Genomic DNA, 10,621 nt, shown 5'->3' with positions numbered 1-10,621 from the left:
CCTCGAACGCCGCACCGCCGAAGGCCTCTCCAAAAGAGACACCATCCGCTGCCTCAAACGAATCGTCACCCGCGAGATCTACTACGTCCTCACCAAACCACAGCCCGCTTGACATCTATAGGAGCATCCACTTCGGCCGTCCGCGGATGGTCGGTAGGTGCTCAAGGTCGGGGAGGTGGGCCACTTTGTGCACCGTTCAACCGTGGTCGCGCCGTGAGGATGGTTGGTGGGTGCTCAAGGTCGGCGTGGTGGGCCACTTTGTGCACCGTTCAACCGTGGTCGCGCCGTGAGGATGGTTGGTAGGTGCTCAAGGTCGGGGAGGCGCTTTGTGCGCGGGTGGGGAGGATCTGGGACCGATTCGGGGGGCCAATCCTCCCCAGACCTCGTTCCGGGCCGACCAAGCCCTCCCCAAACCGGTTTGGGGAGAGTTAGCGCGACACCCACCAGCGAAAGCGGCACTCCGCAAACCCCGGCCCAACCGCGCTCACCACCCCTAACGTCCGAAGACACGCAGACCACGCCCGCAGTTCTTTCGGACGTTAACGCGGGGCGGGCTGCCTGACACCGCCGCCGACCCGCCAACCAACCGGCTTGGGGGGTAGTCCTTCGCCTGGGCGTTGCCGTCAAATATCTGAGCGGGCAACCCTCCACCTGAGGGGTTAACCCTTCGCCTGGGGGGGGTTGCCCATCAAATATCTGAGCGGGCAACCCTCCACCTGAGGGGTTAACCCTTCGCCTGGGGGGGTTGCCCATCAAATATCTGAGCGGGCAACCCTCCACCTGAGGGGTTAACCCTTCGCCTGGGGGGTTGCCCATCAAATATCTGAGCGGGCAACCCTCCACCTGAGGGGTTAACCCTTCGCCTGGGGGGTTGCCCATCAAAAATCTGAGCGGGCAACCCTCTACCTCAGGGGTTAACCCCTCGCCTGGAGGGTTGCCCATCAGAAATCTCAGTGGGCAACCCCTCAGTTCGGGGGTTATCCACTGGGTTGGGGGGTTGTGCCGGGAGCGGCGGGAGCGGCGGGAGCGGCGGGGTGGGGCGGGGGTGTGCGGGTGCGCGGGGTGATGGCCGGAGGCTTCGCGGGACCACCGGCCACCACGCAGTCATTGGATCAGATCAGCAGTACCGATGGGAGAGCGCTGTCATCGGTGGATTCTTTCCAGGTTTGTCGAATCGCCGTTTGGTAGTGACATCTCGTTCATCATGAGGCAGTCTCCTTTTGTCGGAAACCGCTTGCTTAGGCCGCGTTGGAGGCAGGAATGCGCAGAACGCCGAGGTTGCTCGCGACTGTGGTGCTGATCGGAGTGGGGCTCACCGGTGGGACCGCCGCGGCTGGAGGTGATCGCACGGTCCCCGTCCAACTGGTCTCGATCACCGACTTCCACGGCTACCTCCGGCCGCCGTCGCCCGCGGACGGCGGGACGATCGCGGGTCCGGACGGGAAGAGCCAGGTGGTCGGCGGCGCGGCCTACCTGGCGACCCATCTGAAGACGATCCGGGCCGGTCACCCGAACTCGATCCTGTTCGCTGACGGCGACAACTTCTCCGGCTGGCCGTTCGAGGTGGACGCGCACGCGGACGAGCCGACGATCGAGGCGCTGAACGCGCTCGGGATCGAGTTCTCGAGCGTCGGCAACCACGAGCTGGACGTCTCGAAGGGCTTCCTGGTCGACCACATGACGCACGGGAAGTGCTTCGGGACGCCGGGCGTCGACAGCTGCTTCAAGGACTCGACCGGTCGCCGGTTCCATGGTGCGGACTTCGATTTCCAGTCGGCCAACATCGTCGACGCCAAGGGCCGGACGATCGTCGCGCCGTACACGATCCGCTGGGTCCGCGACCACGGCCGCAGCTACCCGGTTGGCTTCATCGGCATGACCGTGCCGGATACGCCGGTCGGCAGTACGTCGTACCAGCCGGATCTGAAGGCACTCGACCCGGTCGAGTCCGCGAACCGGGCGGCCGCCGAGCTGACGCGGCGAGGGGTGAAGGCGATCGTGCTGAACATGCACGACGGCGGTACCGACGCTTCGGCGACGTACGACAACTGCATCAACCCGAGTGGACCGGCGATCGACCTGGCCCGCAAGGTCACTCCGCAGATCGACGCGATCGTCACCGGGCACTGGCACGCCGCGTTCAACTGCAGCATCCCGGACCCCGACGGCAACCCGCGGCCGGTCGTCGAGGCGGCGAACCACGGCCGGCTGATCAGCGAGATCAACCTCCAGCTGGACCGCCGTACCGGCGAGGTCGTGCGGGACCGGACCACGTCGACAAACCACGCGGTCACCCGCGATGTCACGCCGGATCCGAAGCTGCAGAAGATCGTCGACTACTGGGCAGCCGCCGGAGATCGCAAGTACGCCGAACCTGTCGCGACCGTGACCGGCGACTTCACCCGCACCGCGAACGCGGTCGGCGAGAGCACGATGGCCGACCTGGCCGCCGACGTACACCTGTGGACAGCTCAAAAAGCAGGCCAGGCCGACCTGGGGCTGATCGCTGCCAAACCGGCGATCGGAACGACGGCGCTCCGCGGTGATCTCCTGGTTGCCAACAGCAACAAGCCGGGTGATGCGGACGGGCGGGTGTTGCTCGGTGAGTCGTGGGAGGCCTACGGCTACGGCAATCCGGTGCTGACCGTGAGTCTGACCGGCGCGGAGCTGGACGCCGTACTGGAGCAGCAGTGGCAGGGTGGGAAGTTCGCGCCGCTGGCTCTGTCGAAGAACGTGCACTACAGCTTCGACGCGAGCCGCCCAGAGGGAGACCGGATCGACCCCAACGACGTCCACATCAACGGAGCGTCACTGGATCCGGCCAAAACCTACCGCGTCGCCGCGCTCGCCTACACCGTGATCGGCGCCGACGGTTACACCGCGTTGAAGGCCGCCTATCGCGACCCCGTCCGCACCGACACTGATCACGAGACCTTCGCCGCGTACCTACGGGCCCACAAGACCTTGACCCCGGCCCCGCTGGATCGGGTTACGCAGAAGGGCTGACAACCGTTGCCCCCCAAGCTCCGTACTCATCGGTGACGGATTGAGTGAGGGGAAACGGATGGCTCGAGGAACACGGGACGAGGAGTTCAGCGAGTACGTCGCTCAGCGGCGTACTCAGCTGCGCCGCATCGCCTACCTGCTCTGCGGTGATGTGCACAAGGCGGAGGACCTGGTCCAGACGGCGTTGATGAAGCTGTACGTCGCCTGGCACCGGGTGCATCGCGAGGGCAACATCGACGCCTATGTACGGCGGATCCTGGTGAACTCCGGGATCGACGAGAGCCGGCGGCCGTGGCGCCGGGAGGACTCCGGGCTGGACGGGCTGGATCCGGTGCTGGAGGAAGGGCTCGCGGTCGAGGACCGCCGGGTGCTGATCGAGGCGCTGGCCGAACTACCGGCCGGGCAACGCCGGGTGGTGATCCTGCGGTACTTCGTCGGCCTGTCGGTCGACGAGACGGCCGCCGATCTCAACTGCGGCGCCGGAACCGTGAAGAGCCAGAGTGCGCGAGCCCTCGCCCGACTGAACGACATGCTGACTGCCCAGTTTCGGGCTGTGGGAGGACACCGATGATTGACGAGAAGTTGCTGCTGGAGCGCCTGACCGACGCCGCCGAGGCGCAGGATGACCTGCTGCCGCGGTCACTGGCCGACGACCTGAACGCGGGGCGCCGCCGTCTCCGCCGGCGCCGGATCCTGACCGGCGGTACGGCGTTGGTCGCGGCCGGCGCGGTCGCCGTCGCCACGATCGGGATGAGCGGCGTACTGAAGGACAGCCCGCAAATGGAGGCACCGGTCGCCACCCAGCAGGCGCCGGCGAACACGCAGAGCGCGGAGGACGCGGCCGCCGTGGCGCGCACCTCGGGATTCGACACGCTGATGAAGGGGCTGCTGGTCAAGCATTTCGACCCCGCCAAGAAGCATCTGGACTTCAGCGTCGGACCGTTCCTCATCGGTTCCGATGTCGGAGTGCACGGGACCGCGCGGAAGGTCGGCTGGAACGTGGCCGGCGACAAGGGCCAGGGAATGCTGTACGTCAACCTTTTCCCGTACGCCAAGGGGGGCACCGAATGCGGCGGTGAAGGTCAGCCGGTGCCGACCTGCCACCAGATCACGCTGCCGAATGGCCGGTCCGCGATGTTCGGCCGCAAGGGCAAGGCCGCGCAGCTCAGCTACGTGCAGCCCGACGGTGAGACTGCGTTCCTGGCGATCGATCCGCTGTTCGGCAACAACACGACGATCCCGGTGAAGACACTGGACATCACCGACGCCCAGATGATCGCGTGGGCGACCGACCCGAAGCTCAACCTGCCGCCGTTGTCGGCCGATGACCAGGCCAAGGAGGACAAGCTGAAGGGCTTCGCGCCCACTCGGGAGCAGATCGTCCTGACGACCGCCGAGCACGTGCCGGGGAAGTTCACCTCCAACCGGGTGGACGACCTGCCGACGATGATCGACGTCGTACAGAACTGGAGCAAAGGTTCCACCACCGCCGAGGTGTCGGTCAGCGTGTACGCCTCGCCCGCGGTGATGCCCTGCGTCGATGAACCGTCGGGTAAGAAGTGCCTCCCGGCGAGCGCGCCGAACGGCGGCAAGGCAGAGTTCTACGAGGCTCCGCACACCTACCAGGGCGGCCCGATGTACGAAATGCAGGCCGCCTTCACGCAGCCGGACGGCGACCAGGCCCGGGTGCGCATTCTGTACCCGGGGAAGAAGAAGCCGGCGAACGCGATCACCAAGGAGCAGATGCTCGCCATGGTGACGGACCCGGCGCTGGATCGCTGACCGACCGTCCTGGGGTGGCGGGACAGCCACCCCAGGACGCTGCGGGTCAGCTCTTGTTGCGGTGCCGTTCGGCGATTTCCTTCAGGTACAGCGCGCTCTGCTTCGGGGTACGGACCTGGGTGTCGTAGTCGACCCGGACGATGCCGAAGCGCTTGACGTAGCCGTAGGCCCACTCGAAGTTGTCCATCAGCGACCAGGCCAGGTAGCCGCGGATGTCGGCGCCCTGGTTGATCGCGTCGGCGACCGCGGCCAGGTGGGTGGTGAAGTACTCGGTCCGGCCCTCGTCGGCGACGAACCCGTTCTCGTCCGGGTGGTCCTCGAAGGCGGAGCCGTTCTCGGTGATCACCATCGGCAGGTTCGGGTAGTCCCGGGCGATGCTGAGCAGCAGGTCGGTGAAGCCCTCGGGGACGATCTCCCAGCCCATCGCGGTCTTCGGCCGGCCGAGCTCGACGGTCCGGCTGACCGGCAGGCCCTTCTCGTCGGCCGTGCTGCCGTCCTCGGCGTACCCGCTGAACTTCTGGCTGAAGTAGTAGTTCACACCCAGTACGTCGATGGGTGCCGAGATCAGCTCGAGGTCGCCGTCCTGGACGGGGATCTCGGCGCCCTCGAGCGCGAGGTCCGCGACGATGTCGGCCGGGTAGCGGCCGTGCACCAGCGGGTCGAGGTAGATCCGGCGGCCCATACCGTCGGCGCGACGGGCGGCGTCGACGTCCGGCTCGGCGTCACTGGCCGGGTACGCCGTGGCCACGTTGAGCGTGATGCCGATGTCGAGCTTGCGCGGCGAGGCCTCGCGCATGGCGGTGGTGGCCAGGCCGTGCCCGAGCAGCAGGTGGTGCACGGAGGCGATCGCGGCCGGGTAGTCCTTGCGGCCCGGTGCGTGCAGACCGTACGCGTACCCGAGCATCGCGGAGCACCACGGCTCGTTCAGCGTGGTCCAGGTGTCGACCCGGTCCTTCAGTGCCTCGAAGACCAGCATCGAGTAGTCGGCGAACCGGTACGCCGTGTCCCGGTTCGGCCAGCCGCCCGCGTCCTCGAGCTCCTGCGGCAGGTCCCAGTGGTAGAGCGTCACCCACGGGTCGATGCCCTGGGCAAGCAGTTCGTCGACGAGCTTGTCGTAGAACCCCAGGCCGGCCGGGTTCACCGGGCCCTTGCCGTGCGGCTGCACCCGCGGCCACGCGACCGAGAACCGGTAGGTGTCGAAGCCCAGGTTCTTGATCAGGGCAACGTCTTCCGGCATCCGGTGGTAGTGGTCACACGCGATGTCACCGGTGTCGCCGTTGTCGATCGCCCCCGGAACCTTGCAGAAGGTGTCCCAGATCGACGGCGTCCGGCCGTCCTCGGCGATCGCGCCCTCGATCTGGTACGACGAGGTCGCGACACCCCAGCGGAAGCCGGTCGGCAGACCCGCGATCAGGTCAGCCGCCCCCGAGACGGACGTTGTGCTCATTCCCGCCCTCGCTTCGCTCCGGTCGTGAATGTCGTACTTTGTACGCTGCATTGAATGATGAACTCACTACGTTCGTTCATGGGCGCTCCTATGTCAGTGACGTTCGAAGGAACGTAGTACCAGGTACTGCGTTCCTTCGGACGTTAGAGGATTGGGTCAGCCGACCGGAACGCGGCCGGGGAGCCAGCAGGCGACAGACCGGCTGGGGTCGTTGCGGGCCGACGGGATCCCGAGCAGCGGGATCTCCTCGGAGCAACGGTCGAACGCGTGCGGGCAGCGCGGGTGGAACGAACAGCCGGACGGCATCCCGCGCAGGTCGGGCGGCGAGCCGGGGATACCGGCCAGCTCCTTGCGCGGGCCACGCAATGCCGGGAAGGACTTCAGCAGCCCCTCGCTGTACGGGTGCAGCGAGTCCTTGTACAGGTCGGCCGACTTGGCCTCCTCGACGATCCGCCCGCCGTACATGATCGCGATCCGGTCGGAGAACTCGACCAGCAGCGACAGGTCGTGCGTGATGAACAGCACCGAGAAGTCGAGCGTCTCGCGCAGTTCGACCAGTTGGGCCAGGATCTGCCGCTGCATCACCACGTCGAGGGCGGTGGTCGGCTCGTCCATGATCACGACCTGCGGCTCCAGTACGAGCGCCATCCCGATCATCACGCGCTGCCGCATACCGCCGGACAGTTGGTGCGGGTAGGCGTCCATCCGGTCCGCGGAGATACCGACGAGCTTGAGCATGGACTTCGCCCGGGACAGCCGTGCCTCCGGGCTGAGGTCCGGTTCGTGCGCCTTGATCACGTCGAGCATCTGGGTGGAGACCTTGTGCACCGGGTTCAGCGAGTTCATCGCGCCCTGGAACACGATCGACGTCTCGGCCCAGCGGAACGCCCGCAACTCCCGATCCGTCAGTGCCATCACGTCGTACGGGTCGCCGCCCGGCGGGTGGTAGATGACCGAACCACCGCTGATCACTCCGGGCGGCGGCAGCAGCCGGGTGACGCCGTACGCGAGGGTGGACTTGCCACTCCCGCTCTCGCCGGCGAGCCCGAGCACCTCACCACGGTGCAGCGTCAGCGTGACGTCGCGCACCGCGCGCACACCTTGCTCACCCAGCCCGTAGTCGACGTTGAAGTCCTTGATCTCCAGGACCGGTTCCTTGCCACCGGTGCTTCTGGCTCCCTCGCTTCGCTCGCTCACGCGGCCTCCCCCTTGCTGTTTCGTACGACGGGCGTCGGCGCGACCGCCTTGTTGCCGAGGACCGGGGTGAAGCCGACGCGCATCCGGACCGAGTGACCGTCCTTGGTCTTGATCTTGGTGTGACCGGCGCTGCGCAACCGCGGGCTGACGAACTCGTCGATCCCGAAGTTGATCAGGGACAGCGCCGTACCGAGGATCGCGATCGCCAGACCGGCCGGCACGAACCACCACCAGGCTCCCTGGGCGAGCGCCTGCTGGCTCTGCGCCCAGAACAAGATGGTGCCCCAGTTCCACTCGGAGATCGTGGAGATTCCGATGAAGGCCAGGGTGATCTCGGACATGACGGCGAAGATCACGGTACCGACGAAGCTGGAGGCGATGATCGCGGTCAGGTTCGGCATGATCTCGGCGGTGATGATCCGCCAGGTGCTCTCACCGGTCGCGCGGGCGGCCTCGACGTAGTCGCGCCGTCGCAGCGACAACGTCTGGGCGCGCAGCACTCGAGCGCCCCAGGCCCACGACGTCAGACCGATGACCAGGGCAACCATCAGGTCACCCGCGCTCGGGATGGTCGAGGCGACGATGATGATCAGCGGCAGGGCCGGGATGACCAGGAACACGTTCGACAGCGCGGACAGACCCTCGTCGGCGGCGCCGCCGAGGAAGCCCGCGCTGACACCGATCAGGACCGACAGCGCGGTCGCGACGATGCCGGCCAGCAGGCCGACGAACATCACGCCGCGGGTGCCGACGAGCATCTGGCTGAAGATGTCCTGCCCGAGGTGCGTCGTACCGAACCAGTGCTTGCCCGAAGGGCCCTGGAGGATGTCACTACTGCGTGCTCCCGGGTCGAACGGGGCGATCCAGGAGCCGATGATCGCGATCAGGCAGAAGAACGCGAGCACGACCAGACCGGTCGCGGCCTTCGGGTTGGCGACGAACCGCAACCGTTGGCGCTTGGCCGGCGTGGCCGCGACCTCTGGTCCGTCGGGGGTCATCGCGGTGATGGTGCTGGTGGGTGCGGACATGTCAGCCCTCCTTCCGGGTGCGGGGATCGAGCAGCAGGTAGGCGATGTCGGCGATCAGGTTGGCGACCAGGACCGACAGCGTGATGACCAGGAAGATGCCCTGCATCAGCGGGTAGTCCTTGGCGCCGACGGCCTGGAACAGGTTGTAGCCGATGCCGGGGTAGGAGAAGACGATCTCCACCAGCAGCGTGCCGCCGACGATGAAGCCGAGCGACAGCGCGAAACCGGAGACGTTCGGCAGCAGCGCGTTGCGGGCCGCGTAGCTCAGCATCACGCGCTTCTCGGGCAGGCCCTTGGCGTGCGCGACGGTGATGTAGTCCTCGGACGCGACCGTCACCATCATGTTGCGCATGCTGAGGATCCAGCCGCTCACCGAGGAGATCAGGATGGTGAGGGCGGGCAGCAGACTGTGCTGGATCGCACTGCCCATGAACTCGGCGTTCCACGACGGGACGAGACCTGGCTCGTAACCACCCGACGACGGGAAGATGCTGTCCGGACCGGCCAGGATGGCGATCGCCAGCAGACCGAGCCAGAAGTACGGGATCGATGACAGGAACGTGGTCACCGGCAACAGACCGTCCAGCCAGGAACCGCGCCGCCAGCCGGCCAGGATGCCGAGACCGGTGCCGATCGCGAAACTGGCCATCGTGGTCAGGCCGACCAGCGCGATCGTCCACGGCAGGCTCTGCTGCAGGATGTCGATGACCGGGGTCGGGAAGAAGTTGAACGAGATGCCCAGGTCACCGTGGAAGATCTGGCCCCAGTAGTCGACGTACTGGCTCCACATGCTGGCGTTCTTGTCCAGGCCGAACAGGACGTAGAGCGAGTGGATCGCGTCGGTGCTGAGCTGGCCCTGGTACTTGGCGATCAGTGCGGTGACCGGGTCGCCGGGGATGAGCCGCGGGATGAAGAAGTTGATCGTCATCGCGGCCCAGGCGGTGAACAGGTAGAAGGCGATGCGCTGAAGCAGGAATTTCACTTCGCCGCCCCTTCCTCGTAGAGCCAGCAGGCGGCCCAGTGACTTTGGCCGCTGTCGACCAGCGGTAGCTCGAACCGTGGCGGGAGTTCCGTCGAGCATTTCGGCATCGCGTGCACGCAGCGCGGGTGGAACCGGCAGCCGCTCGGCGGTGCGATCAGGCTCGGCGGCTCGCCGCTGCCCTGGTCCTCCGGAGCCCGCAGGTCACCGACGCGGTCCAGCCGGTCGGGATCGGGCGCGCTCTCGATGAGCAGCCGGGTGTAGGGGTGCGCCGGGTTCTGGGTGACGGTCTCGGAATCGCCGCCTTCGACCAGCCGGCCGGCGTACATGACGATCGTCTCGTCGGCGAAGTACCGGGCCGACGCGATGTCGTGGGTGATGTAGAGGATGGCGAGGTTGAGCCGTTCCTTCAGGTCCCGCAGCAGGTTCAGGACCCCGAGGCGGATCGACACGTCGAGCATCGAGACCGGCTCGTCGGCCAGCAGCACCTCGGGATCGGCGCCGAGGGCGCGGGCGATCGAGACGCGCTGGCGCTGACCACCGGACAGCTCGTGCGGGAACTTGTCCAGGTACCGCTCCGGCGGAACGAGCTGGACGCGGTTCAGCAGATCGCGCAGGTTCTCCTCGAGCTCGGCGGCGCCGTTGCCGGCCCGGCCGTGGATCTTCAGTGCGCGCGTCAGGTGGTAGCGGATCGTATGCGTCGGGTTCAGCGACGCGAACGGGTCCTGGAAGATCATCTGGACCCGGCGGCAGTACGCGCGGAAGGCGCGGCCGCCATGGACCTCGACGGACTCACCGCGCAGGCGGATGTCGCCGTCGGTGCGCCGGTAGAGCTGCGCGAGCAGCCGGGCCACCGTCGACTTGCCGGAACCGGACTCGCCGACCAGGGCGGTCACGCGACCGCGGCGGAGCGTCAGGTTCAGGTCGTCGACCGCGTGCACAGCCTTGCGTTCGCGGCTGAACAGGTCGCGCAGGCTGCGCCGTACCGGAAAATGCTTGGTGAGGCCTTCGGCCTCGAGAACAACTTCAGGGACCACCGCTGGGGCCACCGGGTCGGTCACCGTCATGATCGAAAGACTCCTCGCATCGTGGCACCGGGGGGGGGGGGGGGGGGGGAACAACGGGAGGAGGCCCGAGAACTGGGTGGTGAAATACATCGGGAAGGGGGCGATGCGCGTAGAA

Annotated in this window: 8 protein-coding genes; 3 read left to right on the top strand and 5 right to left on the bottom strand. The window is 67.0% G+C overall.

The features are described from left to right. The first annotated feature begins 1,260 nt into the window (after positions 1–1,260). The 3 genes from ACFVWG_RS32500 to ACFVWG_RS32490 are packed head-to-tail and all read left to right on the top strand — an operon-like array spanning position 1,261 to position 4,788. Positions 1,261–3,006, top strand: coding sequence for a bifunctional metallophosphatase/5'-nucleotidase (locus ACFVWG_RS32500; RefSeq protein ID WP_391547278.1), 1,746 nt, complete (start codon positions 1,261–1,263; stop codon positions 3,004–3,006). A 58-nt stretch (positions 3,007–3,064) separates the two neighbouring features. Next, entirely contained in the window at positions 3,065–3,577 is a 513-nt protein-coding gene (locus tag ACFVWG_RS32495; protein ID WP_391547277.1) for a SigE family RNA polymerase sigma factor, read from the top strand. Continuing rightward, entirely contained in the window at positions 3,574–4,788 is a 1,215-nt protein-coding gene (locus tag ACFVWG_RS32490) for a hypothetical protein (RefSeq protein WP_391547276.1), read from the top strand. Before ACFVWG_RS32495 ends, ACFVWG_RS32490 begins: the two co-directional genes overlap by 4 nt. 46 nt (positions 4,789–4,834) lie before the next feature. On the opposite strand, the gene ACFVWG_RS32485 is transcribed toward ACFVWG_RS32490, so the two are convergent. The 5 genes from ACFVWG_RS32485 to ACFVWG_RS32465 form a co-directional block, all read right to left on the bottom strand. Continuing rightward, positions 4,835–6,235: a GH1 family beta-glucosidase gene (locus tag ACFVWG_RS32485; RefSeq protein WP_391547275.1), complete on the bottom strand. Its 1,401-nt coding sequence runs from the start codon at positions 6,233–6,235 to the stop codon at positions 4,835–4,837. Positions 6,236–6,391: 156 nt separating this feature from the next. Continuing rightward, positions 6,392–7,432, bottom strand: a complete 1,041-nt coding sequence (locus tag ACFVWG_RS32480) for an ABC transporter ATP-binding protein (RefSeq protein WP_391547274.1) — start codon at positions 7,430–7,432, stop codon at positions 6,392–6,394. Beyond that, the gene (locus ACFVWG_RS32475; protein WP_391547273.1) at positions 7,429–8,460 is read right to left on the bottom strand and encodes an ABC transporter permease; all 1,032 of its coding nucleotides are present in this window, start codon (positions 8,458–8,460) and stop codon (positions 7,429–7,431) included. Before ACFVWG_RS32475 ends, ACFVWG_RS32480 begins: the two co-directional genes overlap by 4 nt. 1 nt (position 8,461) lies before the next feature. Continuing rightward, complete coding sequence (locus tag ACFVWG_RS32470) at positions 8,462–9,442, bottom strand: ABC transporter permease (protein WP_391547272.1); 981 nt, start codon at positions 9,440–9,442, stop codon at positions 8,462–8,464. Next, positions 9,439–10,506 (bottom strand): ABC transporter ATP-binding protein, encoded by a 1,068-nt coding sequence (locus tag ACFVWG_RS32465; protein ID WP_391547271.1) that lies wholly within the window; start codon positions 10,504–10,506, stop codon positions 9,439–9,441. Before ACFVWG_RS32465 ends, ACFVWG_RS32470 begins: the two co-directional genes overlap by 4 nt. Positions 10,507–10,621: the final 115 nt, after the last annotated feature.

Origin of the sequence: Kribbella sp. NPDC058245 (genome assembly GCF_042882005.1) — a bacterium.
Classification (GTDB): domain Bacteria; phylum Actinomycetota; class Actinomycetes; order Propionibacteriales; family Kribbellaceae; genus Kribbella.
This window is presented reverse-complemented; position numbering and strand designations above follow the sequence as displayed.

Bases quoted from the DNA above. Each gene is read 5' to 3' on its own strand.
- ACFVWG_RS32495 (WP_391547277.1), top strand. From the start codon at position 3,065: ATGGCTCGAGGAACACGGGACGAGGAGTTCAGCGAGTACGTCGCTCAG.
- ACFVWG_RS32500 (WP_391547278.1), top strand. From the start codon at position 1,261: ATGCGCAGAACGCCGAGGTTGCTCGCGACTGTGGTGCTGATCGGAGTG.
- ACFVWG_RS32490 (WP_391547276.1), top strand. From the start codon at position 3,574: ATGATTGACGAGAAGTTGCTGCTGGAGCGCCTGACCGACGCCGCCGAG.
- ACFVWG_RS32485 (WP_391547275.1), bottom strand. From the start codon at position 6,235: ATGAGCACAACGTCCGTCTCGGGGGCGGCTGACCTGATCGCGGGTCTG.
- ACFVWG_RS32475 (WP_391547273.1), bottom strand. From the start codon at position 8,460: ATGTCCGCACCCACCAGCACCATCACCGCGATGACCCCCGACGGACCA.
- ACFVWG_RS32465 (WP_391547271.1), bottom strand. From the start codon at position 10,506: ATGACGGTGACCGACCCGGTGGCCCCAGCGGTGGTCCCTGAAGTTGTT.